15 protein-coding genes and 1 tRNA gene are annotated in these 21,077 nt (G+C 70.1%); 14 read left to right on the top strand and 2 right to left on the bottom strand.

Annotated elements, in window-relative coordinates; translation table 11 throughout:
- The first annotated feature begins 138 nt into the window (after positions 1–138).
- From DBV35_RS04310 to DBV35_RS04275, 8 genes are all read left to right on the top strand, one after another.
- Positions 139–1,398 (top strand): polysaccharide pyruvyl transferase family protein, encoded by a 1,260-nt coding sequence (locus DBV35_RS04310; protein WP_108658986.1) that lies wholly within the window; start codon positions 139–141, stop codon positions 1,396–1,398.
- A 12-nt stretch (positions 1,399–1,410) separates the two neighbouring features.
- Positions 1,411–2,877, top strand: a complete 1,467-nt coding sequence (locus DBV35_RS04305) for a lipopolysaccharide biosynthesis protein (protein ID WP_108658985.1) — start codon at positions 1,411–1,413, stop codon at positions 2,875–2,877.
- 204 nt (positions 2,878–3,081) lie between these two features.
- Positions 3,082–3,156: transfer RNA gene (locus tag DBV35_RS04300), tRNA-Glu, on the top strand.
- 385 nt (positions 3,157–3,541) lie between these two features.
- The gene (locus tag DBV35_RS04295) at positions 3,542–4,330 is read left to right on the top strand and encodes a CPBP family glutamic-type intramembrane protease (RefSeq protein WP_108658984.1); all 789 of its coding nucleotides are present in this window, start codon (positions 3,542–3,544) and stop codon (positions 4,328–4,330) included.
- A gap of 31 nt (positions 4,331–4,361) precedes the next feature.
- A complete protein-coding gene (locus tag DBV35_RS04290; RefSeq protein ID WP_108658983.1) occupies positions 4,362–5,612 on the top strand; it encodes an NHLP bacteriocin system secretion protein in 1,251 nt (416 codons plus the stop codon).
- A 34-nt stretch (positions 5,613–5,646) separates the two neighbouring features.
- Positions 5,647–7,887, top strand: coding sequence for an NHLP family bacteriocin export ABC transporter peptidase/permease/ATPase subunit (locus DBV35_RS04285; RefSeq protein WP_157961578.1), 2,241 nt, complete (start codon positions 5,647–5,649; stop codon positions 7,885–7,887).
- Entirely contained in the window at positions 7,884–10,745 is a 2,862-nt protein-coding gene (locus DBV35_RS04280; protein WP_108658981.1) for an ATP-binding cassette domain-containing protein, read from the top strand. The genes DBV35_RS04285 and DBV35_RS04280 overlap by 4 nt, the downstream gene beginning before the upstream one ends.
- The gene (locus DBV35_RS04275) at positions 10,742–12,220 is read left to right on the top strand and encodes an AprA-related methyltransferase (protein WP_108658980.1); all 1,479 of its coding nucleotides are present in this window, start codon (positions 10,742–10,744) and stop codon (positions 12,218–12,220) included. The genes DBV35_RS04280 and DBV35_RS04275 overlap by 4 nt, the downstream gene beginning before the upstream one ends.
- On the opposite strand, the gene metX is transcribed toward DBV35_RS04275, so the two are convergent.
- Both metX and DBV35_RS04265 read right to left on the bottom strand, forming a co-directional pair.
- Positions 12,192–13,337 carry a homoserine O-acetyltransferase MetX gene (metX, locus tag DBV35_RS04270; RefSeq protein WP_157961577.1) on the bottom strand — a complete coding sequence of 382 codons (1,146 nt, stop codon included), beginning with the start codon at positions 13,335–13,337 and terminating at the stop codon, positions 12,192–12,194. The genes DBV35_RS04275 and metX overlap by 29 nt on opposite strands.
- Entirely contained in the window at positions 13,309–15,276 is a 1,968-nt protein-coding gene (locus tag DBV35_RS04265) for a RiPP maturation radical SAM C-methyltransferase (protein WP_205648463.1), read from the bottom strand. Before DBV35_RS04265 ends, metX begins: the two co-directional genes overlap by 29 nt.
- A gap of 243 nt (positions 15,277–15,519) precedes the next feature.
- On the opposite strand from DBV35_RS04265, the gene DBV35_RS04260 reads away from it, so the two are divergent.
- The 6 genes from DBV35_RS04260 (at position 15,520) to DBV35_RS04235 (ending at position 21,028) form a co-directional block, all read left to right on the top strand.
- Complete coding sequence (locus tag DBV35_RS04260; RefSeq protein ID WP_108658978.1) at positions 15,520–15,930, top strand: Nif11-like leader peptide family RiPP precursor; 411 nt, start codon at positions 15,520–15,522, stop codon at positions 15,928–15,930.
- 100 nt (positions 15,931–16,030) lie between these two features.
- A complete protein-coding gene (locus tag DBV35_RS04255; RefSeq protein WP_108658977.1) occupies positions 16,031–17,521 on the top strand; it encodes a radical SAM family RiPP maturation amino acid epimerase in 1,491 nt (496 codons plus the stop codon).
- Entirely contained in the window at positions 17,484–18,455 is a 972-nt protein-coding gene (locus tag DBV35_RS04250) for a GNAT family N-acetyltransferase (RefSeq protein ID WP_108658976.1), read from the top strand. The genes DBV35_RS04255 and DBV35_RS04250 overlap by 38 nt, the downstream gene beginning before the upstream one ends.
- Positions 18,456–18,568: 113 nt before the next feature.
- Positions 18,569–19,381, top strand: coding sequence for an NAD-dependent epimerase/dehydratase family protein (locus tag DBV35_RS04245; RefSeq protein WP_108660545.1), 813 nt, complete (start codon positions 18,569–18,571; stop codon positions 19,379–19,381).
- A 32-nt stretch (positions 19,382–19,413) separates the two neighbouring features.
- A complete protein-coding gene (locus DBV35_RS04240) occupies positions 19,414–20,040 on the top strand; it encodes a LysE family translocator (protein WP_170134869.1) in 627 nt (208 codons plus the stop codon).
- A gap of 13 nt (positions 20,041–20,053) precedes the next feature.
- Complete coding sequence (locus DBV35_RS04235; RefSeq protein ID WP_108658975.1) at positions 20,054–21,028, top strand: aldose epimerase family protein; 975 nt, start codon at positions 20,054–20,056, stop codon at positions 21,026–21,028.
- Positions 21,029–21,077: the final 49 nt, after the last annotated feature.

Below are 21,077 nucleotides of genomic sequence, written 5' to 3'. Positions count from 1 at the left end.
GGGCGGCGACGATCGACCCGGACGCGCCCCTGATCCGACATCGATGAGCCACATTCGACGGATTTGATCGTAGCCGGATCCGCGTGCGGTGCGGCATGAGTTCCGCCCCATCCGGGGTGGCAGCGAGGAGAGACGGCCATGGCCAAGATCGACCCGGTGCGGATCGCCGCGCGCCTGTCCGCCCCCGTCGTCGCGATGCGCCGCCCGTCGGAGCGTGCCGCGCTCGTGATCGCGCCGACCGATGTCGGCAGCCTCGGCGACGCGGCCATGCTGATCGCGGCCTATCAGACGCTGAAGGACCAGGGCTTCGACAGGGTGTCCTGCGTCTCGTCCGCCGAATGGGCCGATTCCGGCGTGTTCGATGCCTACTATTGGGCCGACGACCACTTCTTCGACGGCAACATGCGCTCGCTGGCCCGTCTCCTGTGGAAGGTGCGCGACTACGAGGCCGTCTTCTTCGTCGGCGCCGACGTGCTGGACGGCACCTACAATGCCGGCTCCGTCGCGCGGCGGCTCCAGGTGCTCGACTGGTTCGCCGCCCAGGGCAAGACCGCCACCGTCCTCGGCAGCAGCTTCACCGAGACGCCGAACGCGCTCTGCTGCGAGACGCTGCGGGCCTTTCCGGCCAACGCGACCATCAACGCGCGCGACCCGGTGTCGAAGGCACGCATGGAGCGCTTTCTCGAACGCCCGATCACCCTTGTCGCCGACGTCGCCTTCCTCGCCCAGCCCGACCCGACCGTCCCCCAGGCGCGCGACTTCGAGACCTGGATCGCGGCGCGCCGCGCGGCCGGCGACCGGATCGTCGCGATCAACGCGAACTACCACAACGACGCGAAGGTGCCCGGCTACACCGCCAAGCACGTCGACATCGCCCGCGCCCTCCTCGACGCGAACACCTCGCTCATCTTCGTGCCGCACGACACGCGCACGAAGCGCTCCGACGTCGTCGTGGTCGAGGAGATCATGGCGGCGCTGCCGGCCGGGTCTGCGGACCGCGTGCGCTATTGCGAGCCGACCGACCCGCGCGCGGTGAAGGCCATCCTTGCGATGTGCGATTTCATCGTGACCGGACGGATGCACGTCGCGATCCTCGGCATGGGGGCGGGGGTGCCGGCCTACAGCTTCGGCTACCAGGGCAAGTTCGAGGGGCTCTACAAGCTCCTCGGCCTCCCCGCCGAAAAGCTGCTCGAAAACCCGGCCGACATCGTCTCCCGCTTCGACGAGATCCTGGCGAACATCCTCGCCGGGCTCGACGAGGCGAAAACGCACGCGGCGACGCTGGAGGCCGCGCTCCCCGGCGTGCGGGCGATGTCGCTCGCGAACTTCGCGATGCCGGGCAAGCCGCCGCGCGCCGCAGCCGCACGCGGTGGCAGCCGCGTCGCGGCCGGCGCCTGACGGGCCGCGCGTATGGACCTCGGGCGGATCGCTCTCAAGGGCGGGCTCCTCACCGGCGGGGCGCAGATCGTCAAGGTGTTCGTCAGCACCCTGTCGGTCGTGGTCCTCGCCCGCCTGCTGCTGCCCGAGGATTTCGGCCTCGCCGCGTCGATCGCGCCGGTGATCGCCTTCGTCGGCCTCTTCCAGAATCTCGGCCTCCAGCAGGCCATCGTGCAGCGGCCGACGATCGAGGACGCGCACCTCAACCAGACCTTCTGGATCAGCGCGCTGATCGGCCTCCTCGCGGCGATCATCATCATCGCCGCGGCGCCCCTCGCCGCCGCCTTCTATGGCGACGAGCGCATCAGCGGGCTGATGATCCTCGCCGCCGCGCCGGTGGTGCTCGGCAGCCTCGCCTCCGTGCCGCTCAGCCTCCTCAACCGGAACCTTCGCTACGGCGCGCTCGCGGTCTACGAGATCATCCTGTCGGTCGCGGGCTTCGCCGCCGCCGTCGTCGCCGCGCTCGCAGGGCTCGGCTACTGGTCGCTGCTCGTCGCGCCCGTCGCGGCCGGGATCTGCGGCACGACGATGGCCTGGCTCGCCGCGCCCTGGCGGCCGAAGCGGCCGACCCTGCGCGCCGACGCCGACCTCCTCTCATTCGGCGTCAACCTCACCGGCTTCAACCTCGTCAACTTCTTCGCCCGCAACGGCGACAACATCCTGATCGGCCGCTTCGCAGGCATGAGCGCGCTCGGCTACTATGACCGCGCCTACAAGCTCCTCCTCTTCCCGATCCAGAACGTCACGCAGCCCCTCTCGCGCCTGATGATCCCGCTCCTCAGCCGGATCCAGGAGGACAAGGCGCGCTTCCGCGAGATCTACATGCGGATCTCGTGGACGCTCGGCCTCGTGATGATGCCGCCGATCGCGGCGCTGACGATGACGTCGCAGGACATCGTCCTCCTCCTCTTCGGCGAGCGGTGGATCGGCATCGCGCCGATCTTCGCCTGGCTCGGCATCGCGGGCTTCGCCCAGGTCGTCACCAACACCAACGGGTGGATCTTCATCTGCCAGGGCAAGACGAAGATCCTCTTCCGGGTCGGCGTCTACACCTCGGCGGTGACCGTCCTCTCCTTCGCGGCGGGCCTCCCCTGGGGGGCGGTCGGCGTCGCGGCGGCCTACACGGTCAGCGCCTTCCTCCTGCGCCTGCCGGTGCTCGCGATCGCGATCGACCGGGTCGGGCCGGTGCGGGGGCTGGAGTTCGTGTCGGTGGTCGGCGTCTACGGCGTCGCCGCGCTCCTCTCCTGGGCGGCACTGCCGCACGTGGTGCCGACCGTTCCGGCCTATCAGAGCCTCGCGACGGTGGTGACGGCGGGCGTCCTCAACTACGCCTTCGCGCTCCTGTGCGCGGCGATCTACCCGCCCTCGCGCCGCCTCCTCCTCGGCACCGCTCTGAGCCTCAGGACGAGCCTTTTCCACAAGGCCGTCCCCGCCCGCTGAGCGGCGCGGCTCACGCGACGAAGGCGACGGGTACGCCGAACGGGCGGCGCGACGGGTGCAACATTGCAACACTCCGTTCCCCTCAACCGGCCGACACCGGGGGCCCGCGAGCGGTGCGGCGATCTTCAACAGGTCGCTTCCCGCTTTTTTCGATTTTCCCTCTTGGCGAACCAGCCGAAACCGATTATCTCCGCCCTCTCAAACGCGCCCTTCGTCTATCGGTTAGGACGCCAGATTCTCATTCTGGAAAGAGGGGTTCGATTCCCCTAGGGCGTGCCAAAACGCTCAGCGTCGTTTGACTTTTCTCCCTGCGCCGATCGCTCCGCCACACGCCCCCGTCACGCGTGCGCCATTCGCCGTGGGCGTCCGCCTGAACGACCCTCGGCGCGGCCTATGCGGCCCAGCCGCGACCAAGTTGACCAACGGCCCCATCACACCCTTTTGAAGCCAGAACGGGGCCGCGCGACGGTGATCGCCCGCCCATCGAGCACCTCGCGGGGATCGCGCGCGCCGGCGGCGAGGTCGCCGCGCCTCCTTCCTTGAGCTTAGACTACATTAAGCCTTTGGATTAGTTCGCCGGGCGCCGGTTTCTACTCGCGCCGATTGCGTCCATACTGGCGAATGTTGAGGTCTCCAGCGCGAGAGGCCAGCTCTCGGGGACGCGATGCTGAAGACGGACCTTCGAACGACGGCCATCCTCACCCTGGCCTCGATCATCGGATCGCTTTCGGTGATGCCGGCGATCTTCGCGGCGCGCGCGCACACGGCGGCGGCGGCAGCGACGCCGGCTTGGGAGGTCTACGCCACCGCGATCGTCCAGTCGGTCATCCTCTTCGGGATCACGGCCTTCCTCGGCCTGCGGGCCGCGCGGGGCGCGGGGCTGCCGGGGGCGCCGCTCGTCGGCGCGTGGGCCGGTGGACCGCCGGCGCCGCCGCTCGCGCGCGCCTTCCTTCTCGCCCTCCTCCTCGGCCTCCTCGCGGGCGCGGCCGTCTTCCTCGTCGACCTCTACGGCTTCCACGCCGGGGCGGCGACGATCGCCGCCGACACCGGGGCCGAGGGCAGCACCAGGGCGACGGCCGCGTTCTGGACCAATCTCGCCGGCGGCCTCCTTTATGGCGGTATCAACGAGGAGATCATGCTGCGCCTCTTCCTCGTCTCGGCGCTCGTCTATCTCGGGGGCTTCGTCTTCGGCCGGCCGGGCGCGGCGCGGCCCGCCCTCGTCTGGACCGCCATCATCCTCGCGGCGGTGATCTTCGGCCTCCTCCACCTTCCGATCACGTCGACGATGACGGCGATCACCCCGCTCATCGTCGCGCGCGCCATCGTGCTCAACGCCATCGTCGGCCTCGTCGCGGGCGGGCTCTACGTCCGCTATGGTTTCGAGGCCGCCGCGCTGTCGCACGCGGCGGCGCACATTCCGATCCAGCTGGGAGTGCTTCTGATCGCGCCATGACAGACCGCATCCCCCATAAGGCCGGGGCGCCATGAGCAGCATCGATCTCGGCGCCCGGCGGCAGATGGCGACGCCCGATCAGCTCAATCGGGCGATCCGCCTCACCTCGCCCTCGGCCTGGCTCCTCCTCCTCGTCCTCGCGGTGTGCGTCGCCGCGATCGTCGCCTGGAGCTTCCTCGGCCGGCTCGACGTCTATGTGAACGGGCCGGGCATCCTCCAGCTCGCGGACGGCGTGAACTACGACGTCAACGCCACCGCCGACGGCACGGTGAAGACGATCCGCGTCAAGCTCGGCGACGAGGTGAAGGAAGGCGACACGATGTTCGAGGTCGACCAGCTCGTCCTTCGCGCCCGGCGCGACGCCACCGCCGCCACGCTGAAAAGCCAGCAGGCCGAGTTCGACGAGTACAAGCGCCGGTCCGACGCCGAAGTCGCGCAGCGGCGCGAGAACGTCACCCAGCGCACCAAGTCGCTCAACGACGACCTCACCGAGCGGAAGCAGGATCTGAAGCTCCTCCAGGAGATCCTCACCTCGCAGCGCGACCTCCTCAAGCGCGGCCTCACCACCCAGCCCCAGGTCCAGGCCGTCTTCTCGGACGTGGTGACCGTGCGCCAGGAGATCCGCGAGATCGAGACCGAGCTCTCCTCGCTGACGCTCGACCAGGTGAGTTTCGAGGACCAGGTGGAGAAGAACCAGGCGGACCTTCGGATCTCGCTTCTTTCCACGAACGGCCAGCTCGACGATCTCAACGCGCAACTGAAGTTCGGCGGCGCGATCCTCGCCCCCTCCTCCGGCCTCGTCACCGAGATCACCACCGAGCTCGAGGCGGTGATCGCCGCCGGCACCCAGCTCGCGACCATCGAGTCCGGCGGCAACGCGCTGATCGTGCGCGGCTACCTGCCGATCGGAAAGGGCAAGCAGGTCGAACCCGACATGGCGGCCGAGATCTCCCCCACCTCGGTGGAGCGGGACATCTACGGCTCGGCGCGCGGCACGGTGACGGACGTGAGCCGCCTCCCCCTCACGGCGCCCGCCCTCCAGAACGTGCTCGGCAACGAGGCGCTCGTGAACCAGCTGATGGTCCAGGGCGCGCCGATCGAGGTGGTCGTGGCGCTCGTCCCCGACGCGTCCACCGAGAGCGGCTTCCGCTGGACCTCCTCGGCCGGCCCGCCGATCGAGCTGACGCCCGGCACCACCACCGACGTGCGCGTCCTCACCGAGCGGCGCCGCCCGATCAGCCTCGTGCTGCCGATCCTCCAGACCTGGTTCGACGACAATTGAGCCCGCGCCCCGCCCCCCGCCGCCGGGACGCGCCGTGCTGAGGGGGCGCCCGCGACGGGTCTCGACCCCCACCGTCCTCCAGATGGAGGCGACGGAGTGCGGGGCGGCGGCCCTCGGCATCGTGCTCGGCTACTATCGCCGCTTCGTGCCGCTGGAGGAATTGCGCGAGACCACCGGCGTCTCGCGCGACGGGGTGAAGGTCTCCCACATCAAGACCGCCGCCGAGGGTTACGGCCTCAAGGTGAAGGCGCTCCAGCTCGACGCCGACGCGGCGCTGAAGCTCGCGCCGCCCTTCATCGTCTTCTGGAACGAGAACCACTTCCTCGTCGTGGAGGGGCGCGAGCGCGGGCGCGTCTATCTCAACGACCCCGCGATGGGGCAGCGCACCGTCACCCGCCGCGAGTTCGACGATGCCTTCTCCGGCATAGCCCTCACCTTCAAGCGGGGGCCGGACTTCCGCACCGGCGGCACGCGCCGCCGCGTCCTCCCCGCGCTCGTGCAGTGGACGGAGGGCTCGCGCTGGGCGCTCGTCCTCATCGCGGCGATCAGCCTCCTCCTCATCGTGCCCACGATCCTCTTGCCGGCCCTCCTCAAGATCTTCGTCGACGAGGTGCTGGTGCGCCGGTTCGACGAGTGGCTCTTCCCGCTGGTTCTCGGCCTCTTCCTCGCCGGCATCCTCAACGGGGCGCTCGTCTGGTTCCAGCAATCGGTGCTCCTGCGCCTCCAGATGAAGTTCACCATCACCATCGCCACGCAATTCCTGTGGCACATGCTGCGCCTGCCGGTGACCTTCTTCACCCAGCGCTTCGGCGGCGACATCGTCTCGCGCGTGAACTCGGCGAACGCGCTCGCGGGGATGCTCTCCGGGCCGATGCCGATGGTGCTGGTGAACGCCTTCACCGCGATCTTCTACGTGGCGGTGCTCTGGCTCTTCAGCGCGGAGCTGACGCTCATCGCCCTCGCCCTCACCGCGATCAGCCTCATCGCGGTCGGCTGGGTCCAGCGCCGCATCCGCGACCTCAACGCCTCGCTCCTGAACACGCAGGCCAAGGTGACGGGCGCGGCGATGGCCGGCCTCCAGACGATCGAGACCATCAAGGCGATGGGGACGGAGAACGACTTCTTCCGCGTCTGGTCGGGCTACCAGACCAACTCGATCACCACCGCCCAGCGCCTCCACCGCACGACGATCCTCCTCCAGGCGGTGCCTTCCTTCCTCAGCGCGGCGACGACGGCGGCGGTGGTCGCGGTGGGTGCGCTCCTCATCATCGAGGGCTCGCTGTCGATCGGCGGGCTCGTCGCCTTCAAGATGCTGCTCAGCAACTTCGTCGGCCCGATCAACTCGCTGATCGGCTTCAACGTGCAGCTCCAGCAGGCGAACGGCCATGTGAGCCGGCTGAACGACGTCTTCAACACGCGGATCGACCCGGTCGTGACCGCCCAGATCGCGGCCGATCAGGCGCCGACCGAACGGGCGAAAGGGACCGCGCTCGCGAACCCCTTCCGCCGCCGCGCGGCCGCCCCGGCGGTCGACGCCGCGCCCTTGCGCGACCTCCTCACGGGGCGGATCGAACTGCGCAACGTCTCCTACGCCTTCACCCGGCTCGACCCGCCCTTCATCCGCAACGTGAACATGACGATCGAGCCCGGCGAGCGGGTCGCGCTCGTGGGTCCGAGCGGCAGCGGGAAGTCGACGCTCCTGCGCCTCATCCTCGGCCTCTACGAGCCGTCCGAGGGGGAGATCCTCTATGACGGGCGGCCGCTCACCGAGATCGGGCGCAGCGCGATGGTCTCCTCCATCGCCTGGGTGGACCAGGAGACGATCCTCTTCGCTGGCACCATCTTCGACAATCTGACCCTGTGGGACCCCTTCGCCCCCTGGCAGGCGGTGGTCGAGGCGGCGCGGGACGCGGCGATCCACGACACGATCATGGCCCGCCCCGGCGCCTATGAGGGGATCGTCGACGAGGGCGGGCGCAACTTCTCGGGCGGCCAGCGCCAGCGGCTGGAGATCGCGCGGGCGCTCGCGCGCCAGCCCTCCATCATCGTCCTCGACGAGGCGACCTCGGCGCTCGATTCCTTCACCGAGGCCGCCATCGGGCGCAACATCCAGCGACGGGGGATCACGAACATCAACGTCGCGCACCGCATGTCGACGATCCGCGACTGCGAGGCGATCTACGTCATCTCCAACGGCGAGGTGGTCGAGCATGGCGGCCACCGCAAGCTGATGCACGAGCGCGGCCTCTATGCCGAGCTGGTGGGCGCGCGATGAGCTTCCTCGCGGATTTTCTCGGCGGCGAACACTCGCTCGACGCGATCCTTGAGGCGAAGTGGAAGGATCCGGCCGCGTCGGTGGCGCGGGCGCTCGGCGTCTCGGATGCGCGCCGCGTGGTGGACGCGTCGGACCGCTTCCCCCTCGTCGGGCGCGGCCAGTGCTGGCTCGTCCTCTCCGGCGCGCTCGACCTCCTGTGGAGCGACCAGCGGGGGCGGACCTTCATCGCCCGCGTCGAGGCCGGGGGCCTCGCCGACGCGATGACCGAGACGGATTCGGACGGGGCCGTGATCGCGATCCCGACCGAGGACACCGAGCTCGCAACGACAACGCGCGCCGACCTCGCCGCCCACGCCGCGACGCCGGAGGGCCGCGAGGCGGTCCAGCACCTCTTCCGCGGCTGGGTCGACCTGATGAAGGCGACCGGGCTCACCGGCGCGCCATCCGCCGGCGCAGCGCCCGCCACCGCCCCGCCCGCGAGCGGCGCGCAGCAGGGCGAGGCCACCCCTTCGCCCCCACACGCCGACCCGGCGGCCCCTGCGACAGCCGCCGAGGCGCACGCCGACTGGCAGGCCCCGCTCGACCATATCAACGCGCTGGTGGTCGAGGGAGCGCGCCAGGGCCTCTCGGCGCGGCGCGCGGCGCGGCGGACGCGGTCGGAGACGGTGAGCGCCGAGACGCGCCAGCGCTTCGGCGCGCGGCTTCGCCAGACCGCCGCCCTCATCGACCGGCGCGACCATTCGCTCGACAATCTCGGCGCCGACTTCAACGCCATCGCCCGCATCGTCTACCGCGCCACCGGCGGGGCGGGCGAGCCGGTGGACGTGATGGTCTCGCCCGGCGCCTCCGAGCGCTCCCTCATCCAGCGCTATGCGCGCAACAACGGGATGATGAGCCGCACCGTCACCCTTCTCGACGACTGGTGGCGCATCGACCACGGCCCCCTCCTCGGCTTCCGCGGCGCGGAGCGCGAGCCGGTGGCGCTCATCCCCCGCCCCGGCGGCTACGACCTCGTCGGCGCGGAGGGCCGCATCCGCGTCACCGGCGCGGTGGCGAAGACGATCGACCGCGTCGTCCACCTCTTCCAGGTGCCGCTCCCGGCCGAGACGCTCACCCCGTGGCGGCTCCTGCGATACAGCCTCTTCGGCGCGGGGCGGGACGTGCGCAACATCATCATCAGCATGATCATGCTCGGCGGCTTCTCGCTCGTGACCCCGATCGCGCTCGGCTGGCTCCTCGATCCGATCGTACCGAGCGCCGAGATCCATCAGGTGGCCGTCATCGGCGCGCTCCTCCTCCTCACGGCCGGGGCGACGGCGATGACCGGGCTCGTCCAGTCCCTCTCGCTCCTGCGCATCGAGGGGCAGATGGAGAACCGCGTGCAGGGCGCGGTCTGGATCCGCCTACTCAGCCTGCCCGCCCCCTTCTTCCGCGACTTCACCGCCGGCGACCTCGCCAACCGCACGGACAGCATCGATTCGATGCGCGGCATCCTCGGCAACGCCTCCCACCTCGTGCTGACGAGCATCGTCGGCGCGCTCTTCAGCCTCGGGCTGATGGTCTATTTCGACTGGGAGGCCTCGCTCATCGCCTTCCTGATCGCGGCGCTCTTCTCCATCGTCGCGGTCCTCCTCGGCCGGTCGATCCTCGCCTACAACCGCCGCACGCTCGACCTCGGCGGCAAGGTGCAGGGCGTCGTCCTGCAGATGGTGGGGGCGATCGGCAAGTTGCGCGTCGCGGGCGCGGAGCAGCGCGCCTTCCTGCGGTGGCTGGAGGACTACCGCGACCTCGTCGCGCTGTCGCTGCGCCAGCGCGTCCTCAACAACCGCCTCCTCGTCCTGCGGTCGGTCTTCCCCTATCTCGTGACCGTCGCGGTGCTGGCGACGATCGGCCTCCAGATGAAGACGCTCTTCGCCTTCTTCGACAGCGCGCCGCCCTCGGTCGTGCCGCCTTCGCCGATGTCGACCGCGCAGTTCGTGGCCTTCAACGTCGCGCTCGGCCAGTTCACCGCCGCGATGTTCTCCGCGACGCGCGCCATCCTGCACTTCTCGATGCTCCACCCCCTCTTCAAGCGTGTGCGGCCGATCCTCGACGCCGCGCCCGAGCCGCAGTCGCGCTTCGGCCATCTCGGCGAGGTGCATGGCGAGATCGAATTGCGCAATGTCGGCTTCCGCTACGCCCCCGGCGCGCCGCTCGCGCTGAAGGACGTCTCCTTCCGCGCTGAGGCGGGGAAGATGACCGCGATCGTCGGCCCCTCGGGGGCGGGCAAGTCCTCGGTCGTGCGCCTCCTCCTCGGGTTCGAGACGCCCGAGACCGGGTCCGTCTTCGTCGACGGCAACGACATCCGCTTCGTGAACCGCTGGGACCTGCGCCAAGCCTTCGGCGTCGTCCTCCAGGATGGCGGCCTGCTGTCGGGGTCGATCTACGACAATGTCGCGGCGGGCCTCCCCGTCTCGCCGGAGGAGGTGACCGAGGCGCTGACCCAGGCCGGCCTCGCCGAGGAGCTGAAATCCTGGCCGATGGGCCTCAACACCCAGGTCGGGACCGGCACCTCGGTGATCTCGCGTGGCCAGAGCCAGCGCCTGATGATCGCGCGCGCCATCGTGCGCAAGCCGAAGGTCCTCATCATGGACGAGGGAACGAGCGCGCTCGACAACGTGACCCAGGCCCTCGTCACGAAGAACCTCAAGACGATGAAGGCGACGCAGATCGTCATCGCCCACCGCCTCTCCACGATCATCGACGCGGACAAGATCGTCGTCCTCGACGAGGGCGAGGTCGTCGAGGAAGGCGACTATAAGGCCCTCATGGCCAGGAACGGCCTCTTCGCGCGCCTCGTCGAGCGGCAGGTCCAATGAGCAGGGCGAGCGCCTGGGCGAGCCTGTGCCACCACACAGACGGGATCGCGACCGGGACGCTCCTCGAAGCGCTGCACGCGAACGGGGCGATGGCCGCACTCGCCCGCGGCCCGCTCACCCATGTCGAGCTCGCGGGCTTCGGCCTTGGCGAGGGTGACGCGGCGCTCGCGCTGAAACTCCTCGTCGGCCAGGGGATCGCGGCGGGGAGCTGGGCGCGCGCCGGCCTCACCCCCTATGGCGAGGCGGTCGCCGCCAACCCGCAATGGTTCGACGGCGCGCGCCAGTCGGTCCGCCGGGCCGAGGCATGGCTCGCGGGCGAGACGCCCGCGCCGACGCCGCCCCCCGCCGGCGCGCCGCCGCGCGTGCGCCAGCAGCGTCTCGGCCCCGAGGCGGCGGCGCTCTGGTTCCACCTTTCGCGCGCCGGGCTCCCCGAAGGCGAAGGTGCGGTGTCGCCGGAGGCGTTCGCGGTGCTGGAGGCCGTCGGCTGGATGGAGGGGGCGTGCAGCGCCGCGCGCCTCACCGAGGACGGACGGCACGCCGTCCCCTTCGCGTGCCAATACGCCTACCCCCTCTCCTATCTCGCGACCTTTGAGCGGGTGGCGGACCTCATCCGCGGCTTTCCCGCCCCGACCCCGCCCGCCCCCGGCGAGGAGGCGCACGTCGACCGCGCGCTCGACATCGCCTTCAGCGGCGACGTCTTCAACGCCACCTGCCGCGAGCCCTTCCTCGACGCGGTCCTGCCCCGCTTCGATGCGCCGCTCGAGGTGCAGCCCGCCGCGCTCGTCGACACGGGGTCGGGCGACGGCACCGTCCTCGCGGTCACCTACGAGGCGATCCGCACGCGCACGCTGCGCGGCCGCCACCTCGACCGCCGCCCGCTGACGCTCGCGGGCGTCGAGTACAATTCCGTCGCGGAGCGCGCGACCGCCGCCCGCCTCGCGACGCTCGACGCGCCGTTCGTCACCATCGCGGGCGATATCGGCGAGCCGGGCGCCATCGCCGAGGCGCTGTCGGCGCAGGGCGTCGACGCGGCCGACGCGCTCCACGTCAACAAGTCCGTCCTCCACAATCGCCGCCACAAGCGGCCGGGGCGGATCCTTAAGGCCCCGGCGACGGAGGCGGTGTTCACCGGCCGCGACGGGCGCTTCATCCCGGCGGATGAGGCCTATTCGGCCCTCGTCGCGCTGTTCGAGGCGTGGCGGCCGCTGATCGCCCGGCACGGCATGGTCTCGATCGAGGCGCACACGGTGAACCCCACCGCCGCCGCCTGCCATATCGGGCGCAGCCTCGTCACGAGCCTCGATGCCGGGCACGGCTTCTCGCGCCAATATCTCGTCGAGATCGGCGTCCATCGCGCGGCCGCCGCCGAAGCGGGTCTCGCAACGCGCGCGCGCGTCGATCTCGGCGCGGCGATGATGGGGGAGCCGATCCTCTCGGTCGACGACCTCATTCCGGCGGAAGGGTCCCGTCGATGAAGGCGCGCAGGTGCGGCTCCAGCGAGGCGAACTCGTAGAGGAACGCGCCGTGGCCGATGCCGCTCGCGAGGACGAGGTGCCGGCACGGCGTGGCCTCAGGCAGCGCGGCGCCGATCTCAGCCATCTCGGCGGGCGGATAGCGCCAATCCGTCTCGTAGCTGACGAGGAGGACGGGCGCGTGCGCCCCCGCGAGGGCGGCCTCCAGCGAGCCGTGGTCGCGGGCCATGTCGAAATAGTCGATCGCGCGGGTGAGGTAGAGGAGGCTGTTCGCGTCGAGCGTGCCTCTGCTGGCGTTCGCGCCGACCTCGGCGAGGAAGCCATCGACCGCGAAGTCCGGCTCCAGCGTGTAGCGCGGCGGGCCGGGGCGGAGCGGCGCGGTGCCGAAGCGGCGCTCCCACGTGTCGCGGCCCATCCAGTGGAGCGCGCCGGTCATGGCGAGGAGGCCGAGGCCGGCGGCCGGCTGGCCCGCGTCGTAGTAGTCGCCGCCGCGGAAGGCGGGGTCGCTCATGATCGCGGCGCGCAGGACGCTGAAGAGGGCGAGATTGTGCGCGCTCGTGCGGGCCGTCGCACTGATGATGGCGGCGGATCCGACGCGCTCGGGCGCCTGCGCGAGCCATTCGAGGATCTGGAAGCCCCCGAAGCAGCCGCCCACCAGCGCGTGGACCCGCTCGATGCCGAGCGCGTCCGCGAGCCCGATCCCCGCCCGCGCCATGTCGGCGATGGTGAGGACGGGGAAGCGGAGGCCATAGGGCGCGCCGGTGGCGGGGTCGGGGCTGTGCGGCCCGGTGGAGAACGCGCCGCCGACGGCGTTGGGGGCGATGACGCAAAAGCGGTCGGTGTCGAGCGCGCGGCCGGGGCCGATCGCGCCGTCCCACCAGCCGGGCTTCACGTGCGGCGCGGCGACGGGGCCGGCCGCGTGATGGTCGCCGGTGAGGCCGTGGAGGACGAGGATCGCGTTGTCGCGCCGCGCGTTCAGCCGCCCATAGGTCTCGAATACGATGTCGACGGGGGTGAGCGCGCCGCCCGCCGTCAGCGCCAGCGGCGCATCGAGGCGGACGGTGCGGACCCTGCGGCCGAGCCGGTCGCCCTCAGACGGTGGCGAGAAACTGTTCTGCAAGCCCGGCCCCCTTCGCGACATAGCCGCCCGGAAAGGCGGACGGGGCGGGGATCAGCGTGTGCGGCTTCGTCAGCGGCAGCCCGATGAGACGCCCGTCGAGGCGCAGGAGCAGCCGGTCCGCGACGAGCGCCGCCACCGCCGCCTCCACCGCCTCGCCGGCAAAACCCTCCCGCGCCATCGCCGCATTCACGGCGGCCTCAGGCGGCCCGTCATCGGCGGCGAGGATCAGCGCGCGGGCAAGGCCCGTCAGCGTGCGATCGGTCCCGCCGGGGCGCGTGTCCTCCACGAGGAGGCCGTCGGCGGTCTCGCTCATCGTGAGGACGGGCGGGCCGGAGAGCCAGGCGCGCCGCCATTCGAGAACCGCCTGGCGCACGGCCGCGAGCCCCGGCCGCACCTCGGGCCCCGACGGCGCGGCATTCGCGTTCTCGAAGAAATAGACCTGATCGGCGAGCGCGGCGGCGTCGAGCGGATAGGCGTAGGCGTAGAAGGGGGACGGGGCGAGCGCGACGCCGAACTGATCTGGCGCGGTGAAATAGGGCGAGTAGCGGTCGTAGCGCAGCGGGACACTCACCCCCGCCTGGAGGTGGACGAGGGCGGGCATGATCGCGGCCATCTCCGCGTACCAGCCGTCCTCCTCGCCCGGAAACTCGGTGATGATGCTCCAGCTCGTGCGGATCCCGTACTGGCGGCACCATTTGAGGAGGAGGATGTTCTGCGCCGCCGTGCAGCCCTTTCGCATCAGCGTCAGGACGCGCGAATCGAGGCTCTCGATCCCCGGCTGGATCCATTTGACCCCGGCATCGGCGAGCGCCTTCACCTGCGCCTTCTTCAGGTTCGACTTCGTCTCGAAGAAGATCGTGAGCGGGGTCTCGCGCGCGGCGAGCGTCGGCAGGACCTCCTTGAAGTAGGCCATGTCCATGATGTTATCGACGGCCTCGATCCGCTTCACCCCGTGGCGGGCCGACAGCGTGTCGATCTCGCCCGCGACGATGGCCGGGGCCTTGGCGCGGAAGGCCATGTTGCCGCCATTGAGGCCGCAGAAGGTGCAGTGGCTCTTCGCCCCCCACCAGCACCCGCGCGAGAACTCCATCGGCAGTCCGGGCAAGATGAGGTTCGCGTAGAGAGAAGATTTCAGCTCGTCGAAATATTCGTAATAGTCCGGCAGCGGCAGTTGCCGCAGATCGTCCGTCACCGCGCGCGGCACGCCGTCGCCCTCACCCGTCACCGGATAGTTGACGCGCCGGTGGACCGGGCCGAAGACGCCGAAAGGCAGGCGGTCGGCCGCGATCTCGTCCGCTCCGGCAGCGAGCACGTCGGCCATGAAGGGCGCGATGAACTGGTCCGCCTCGCCCGAGACGACATAGTCGACCCAATCATGGTGGGCGTGGGTGGTCCGGCCCATGACGGACTCGCAATTGGCGCCGCCGAGCATCGTGACGACTGAGGGGGCGAGCTCGCGCACGCGGCGCAGGAGCGCCAGCGAGGCGACGTGCTGCTGGAACATCGACGTGCAGCCGACAATGCGCGGCTTGCGCGCGAGGATGCGCCGGGCGGTCCAGTCCACGAAGGCCGGGATCTGGCCGCGCACGCGCAGCAATCCCGCCCGGTCGAGCTTCGCGCGTGCGAAATGGGGGGCGAGCGGGAGGAGCCGGTCGAGATAGGCGTCGTGGTCGGGCTCGAAATCGGGGAAGGCGGCGGCGGCGAAGAGCCAGTCGACCACCGCGTGCTCCGGCGCGACCACGGCGAGGGCCTGCGCGATGCCGATGTTGAAATAGTCGAGGAACCAGAGGTTCGCGTAGGCGACCTCGCTCGCGATCCCCTCCTGCGCCAGGATCGATTTCATCAGGCCGAGCGCGATCGACGGACGCTCGATCCCGGCCACGGGCATGTTGACGAAGACGACCGGAGCGAAGCCTGGATTAGATGACGGCGCGTCCAAGGTCTCTCCTTATGCGGCGCAGCATATCGTGCACTTTTGTGCACAGGTGGAAGATCGTCACCACAAATCTTCTCGATATGTCAGGCTGATTCAAACGAGAGTTTAAATCAACTTCACAGTTGAAATCGATATTCGCCCCAGAGCATCGAAGATGCTTGACTTACAGAACAAGAGCAAGTCTCATGAAGTGTGTCCGGGCATTTTCATGTTCGTTACCGCAAGTAGTCAGCGGCCCCGCCTGGGATGATCACAAACGAAGGTGCCAAGCCCATGTCCCTTTCGGAAGCGAAACGGTTCGCGGATGATCTCGTCGCCGACCGAACGATGGCGGCCGAGCTGAAGGATAGTGCGACCGGCCTTGCCTCGGTCGTCGATTTTGCCAAGGAGCGCGGGTACGATTTCAACGTCGATGAGGCGAAAGACTTCATCCAGTCCCGCACCCCGAAAGAATTGACCGACGAACAGCTCGACGCCGTCGCCGGCGGCAAGAGCCACAGCTCCACGAGCTCCACCACGGTGCAGACCGCGGGCGTCGCGACCAGCGCCGCCGAGGCCGCGGAAGTCGCGACCTCCGCTGTGCAGGTCGCCGAAGCTGCGGCGGACGTGGCCGCGGCCGCGGAGATCGTCGCGGTCGCCGCCGCCGTCCTCACCTGACCCCGGCAACCGGGCCGGCCGTGGCGGGCGCACGCCGCCCGCCACCCTGTCATCCTGCGCGCGCAGGCGGCGCAGGCCAGCGTCACACGAGAGTGGTTCCATGACGATCACCGAGGCCACGCGTCACTATCGGGCGATGTTCGACAACCGCTCGCCGGAAGAGCTTCGCGATCTTGCGCACCTGAAGCGCTTCATGGAGCGCATGGCGGGCGACCCGAAATTCCGCGAGGCGCTGAAGGAGAATGTCGACAGCCCGGCCGGCGTGACGGCCGCGCTCGGCATCGACATCGACCCCGCCGAGATCATGCCGCTCTGGCGGCGCAGCCACCTCAAATATCGCGGGACCGAGGAGGCGGACGCGCGCTGGCCGAAGGCGAACGCGTGGGACCGCTGGATCAAAGAGATGATCGCCCACCGCGGCCTCATCCGCGACACCGGCAACACGCGCGAACTCCACCCTCGCTTCGACCGCTGGCGCACCCGCCAGGTGGCCCGCTCGATGAGCGAGCTCGGCGGATCGGCCGACGCGATCGTCCACCCGGTCGTCGCGTTCGAGCTCAGCGACGGCTGTTCGGTCGGCTGCTGGTTCTGCGGGATCTCGGCCGACCGCTTCGCCGGCAACTTCCCCTACACGCCCGAGCACGCGACATTGTGGCAGGGCGTCGTCGGCACGATGCACGACCTCTTCGGCACCGCGGTGCAGACCGGCTTCTGCTACTGGGCGACCGACCCGTGCGACAACCCGGACTATGACCGCTTCATCGAGGATTATTACCACATCACCGGCGCGCTCCCGCAGACGACCACCGCCGCGCCGCTGAAGGACCCGGCCCTCACCCGCCGCATCCTCGCCCTCTTCGACCAGTATCGCACCGTCACCAACCGCTTCTCGGTCCTCTCGGTGAAGCACATGGACAAGATCCACGCCGCCTTCACGCCGGAGGAGCTTCTCGGCGTGGAGCTGGTGCTCCAGAACCGCGAGGCGCTTGCCGCGAAGGCGAATGCGGGGCGCGCGCGCGAGCGGATCCTCAAGCTGCGCGCGGCCGGCAAGCCCGACAAGATCGCCACGATCGAGATCGACCACACGACGATCGCCTGCGTCTCCGGCTTCCTGGTGTCGATGCCGAAGCGGCGGATCCAGCTCGTCTCCCCGGTGCCGGGGAGCGAGCGCTACCCGCGCGGCTACCGCATCTTCGATGAGCGGAATTTCACCGACGCCGCCTCCTTCCGCGCCGCGATCGAGAGCCTGATCGACGAGCACATGCCGACCGACGTGCCCGGCTGGTGGCCCGCCCGCTTCCGCGAGGACCTCGAATACAGCCCGCAGGACACGGGCTTCCTGCTGCGCTCGCGCTGCATGGAGCACGTCGTCACCAATGCCGCGTGCGGCAAGCGCGTCGGGGGGATGCTCCACGAGGGGGACCGCACGATCCGCGAGATCGTCGCCACCCTCGTCGACGAGGGGGCGAGCATGTTCACCGTCGCCGACATGCTCGACACCGTCTACATGTCCGGCCTTCTGGAGGAGCCCGACCGTCCGGGCGCGATCACCGATGCAACGCGAGAGCGCGCCGAGCCTGTCGAGGCCTGACGCCGCGCCCCTCGCGGCGCAGGGGCCGGCCCCGGAACCGGCGCTGCCGCTCGCCGACCTGCCGGCGGACGCGATCGCGACCGTCGCGCACCTCACCTCCCCGTCGGTCGTCGCCGCCATCGGCCGGCACCGCGCGAAGTCGAACCTTGTCGTCGCGTACGATGGCGACTTTGCGTGCGGGCTCGCCGTCGGCGTCGGCGGGCCCAACCGCGACTACGAGCTCCTCTCCCTCTTCGTCTCCCCCTTCCATCGCGGCCGGGGGCTGGGACGCCGCCTCCTCGACCGGCTGGAGGCAATCTACCTCGCGCAAGGGGCGAGCGTCGGCGTCGCCCACCTGACCGTCGACCCGGACGCGCAGGACCTTGCGATCCTCCTGATGCGGGCCGGATGGCGGCGGCCCTGGATCAACCGGCTGATCTGCGAATCCACCATGGAGAGCGCCTTCCGCACGCCCTGGCTGATCGGCGCGACGCTCGACCCACGCTTCCGCATCACCGCCTGGCACGACGTCTCCCACTCAGCGCGGGAGGCGATCGAGGCGGGGCTCGGCGGCTGGGTCGCGCCCGACCTCAACCCCTACGATTTCGAGCCGGACGCCGACCCGTCCACCAGCGTCGCGCTGATCGACAGCGCGGCCGGGGACGCGGTGCGCGGCTGGATCGTCACCCACCGCATCAGTGAGGACGTCCTCCGCTGGACGTGCTCCTTCGTCGATCCGCGCCTTGAGGGGCGCGCCCGCATCGTGCCGCTCTGGCTCGAATGCGCGCGGCGGCAGCGCGCGCTCGCGGGTCCGCAGCGCTTCACCTTCGCGGTTCCGGTGGAGAAGCCGCGCATGGCGAAGTTCGCGATCCGGCGGATGCGCCCGTGGCTGACGGGCCTTCGCTATGGATGCACGACGGAGAAGCTCCACGGTCCGTACCAAGGGCCGCGCTGACCGCGGCGATCGCGATTTCGGCAACCCGACCCATTGTAAATCTGCGGCATCCCGTCTTACCTCCCCCCCAACCAGGACGGGAGGAAGCCTCAATGACAAAGCGGACGATTGTGATGACCGGTGCTGCCGGCGGCGTTGCGAAGATGCTGCGCCCGCTGCTCGCCGACCGGTACACGATGATCCTGTCCGACATCGTCGAGGCGCCCGGCGACCTCGGCCCCAACGAGACCTGGGTGAAGGCCGACCTCACCGACCGCGCCGCCATCGGCGCGCTCCTCAAGGGGGCGGACGGACTCATCCATCTCGGCGGCCAGTCGGTCGAGGCCGATTGGGAGACGGTGCACGCGCCCAACATCCAGGGCGTGTGGAACATTTTCGACGCCTGCCGCGAGGTCGGCGTGCCGCGCGTCATCTTCGCCTCGTCGAACCACGCGGTCGGCTTCTACCCGCGTGCGCGCCGGATCGGGATCAACGAGCCGGTGCGGCCGGACGGGCTCTACGGCCTCTCCAAGGCCTTCGGCGAGGCGATCGGCTCGCTCTTCGCCGACAAGCACGGGCTGCGCGTGATGTCGATCCGGATCGGCAATATCGGCTACAAGCCGGCCGACCACCGGCGCCTGTCGATCTGGCAGCACCCGGACGACCTGATGCAGCTCATCGGGATCGGCCTCGAGCATCCGGACATCCACCACGCGATCGTCTACGGCGCCTCGCACAACGAGCGCGCCTGGTGGGACAACGGCACCGCCTTCGCCCTCGGCTACGAGCCGGAGCACCACGCCGAGGACCATGTCGCCTACGCGATGGCCGAGCAGGCGAAGCTGCCGGCCGATCCGATCGGCGACCGCCTCCAGGGCGGCGGCTTCTGCTCGGACGGCTTCTCCGGCGATTTCGAACGCACCCTGACCGCGCGCCTGCCGCGCTAGACGAACGCCCCGCGGGGCATCGGGAGGCACCCTTGTCGATCGCGCTCAGCACGCTCACGCTCTTCGTCCCCGCCGCCGCGCTCGTCGCGGCGACGCCGGGGGCCAACAATCTCCTGTCGCTCGGGCATGGGATCCGGGCGGGCTTCGTGCCGACGATGATCGGCGTCTGCGGGCGCCTCGCGGCCTTCGCGATCCTCGTCACGCTGGCGGCGGCGGGCCTCGGCGCGCTCCTCAGCGCCTCGGAGATCGCCTTCACGATCCTGAAGTGGGTGGGCGTCGCCTACCTCGCTTATATCGGCGTGAAGGTCTGGCGCTCGCGCACCCTCACGGTCGCGGCGGACACCGGCGGCAAGACCGGCCTCCTCCTCGCCCGCAAGGAGTTCTGGGTCGCGATGACGAACCCGAAGGCGATGCTCCTCTTCACCGCCTTCATCCCCCAATTCGTCGACACCAGCGGGCCGGTCGCGCCGCAGCTCTTCGCGCTCGGCGCGCTCTATCTCGTGATCGAGTTCGCGATGGCGGGCGGCTACGCCCTCGCCGGCGCGATGCTGCGCCGCTTCGAGATGAATCCGGGGCGGATCCGCCTCATGAACCGGATCTCCGGCGGGATGCTTCTCGGCGCGGCCGGGCTCCTCGCAACGAGCTCGCACCGCGCCTGACCGGGAGAGACAGATGACACTGACGCGCTTCGGCACCTTCGAGGACAAGCCCGTCTACGAGGCGACCCTCACCTCCGACACCGGCGTCGAGGTGAAGGTGCTCAACTATGGCGCCGTGGTGCGGGACTGGCGCGTGCCGGACAGCGCCGGCGCGCCCTTCCCGGTGACGCTCGGCTTCGAGACGTTCGACCCCTACCCGCTGCACAGCCGCTCCTTCGGCATCATCGCCGGGCGCATCGCGAACCGCGTGAAGGACGGGCGCTTCACGCTCGACGGGACGACCTATCAGCTCGACCGCAACGAGCGCGGCGTCAACCACATCCACGGCGGCGCGAAGGGCCTCGGCCGGCAGCTCTGGGACATGGAGGCGGACGCCACCAGCGCGCGCCTCACCCTCACGAGCCCGGACGGGGCGATGGGCTACCCCGGCGAAGTCGCCTTCACGGTGACGATGACGCTCGCCGGAAACACCATCACCTTCGACATGAATGGCGTGCCCGACCGGCCGACCCCGATCGCGCTCGCCCAGCATTCTTATTTTCTCCTCGGCGGCCCCGTCGCGACGCACCGCATGATGATCAACGCCGACCGCGTGACCGAGACCGGTGCCGGCAAGATCCCGACCGGGAATCTCCTCCCCGTCGAGGGCACGCCGTTCGACTTCCGCACCCCGCGCGCGATCGGGTCGACGGAGATCGACATCAATTTCTGCCTCACCGCGCGCGATCCGGCCATGACCCTCGAAGGCGACGCGATGCGCCTCACCCTCTCGACCGACCGGCCCGGCGTGCAGGTCTACGATGCCTACGACATGCCGCCCGTCCCGGTGCCGGGGCTCGGCGGCGTCCACTACGGCGCGTTCGCCGGCATCGCGCTCGAGGCGCAGGACTGGCCGGACGCGCTCAACAACCCCGCCTTCCCGAACATCATCCGCACGCCGGACGCACCCTACCGGCAGACGACGTCGATCAACATCGTGCCGCGCTGAGGCGGCGGGGGCGCGCGCACCTTGCGCCCCCTCCCCCGGTCGGCTACGC

It is taken from the genome of Acuticoccus kandeliae (assembly GCF_003073115.1).
The sequence above is the reverse complement of the archived record's forward strand: the minus strand, read 5'-3'. Positions and strand labels throughout refer to the sequence as shown.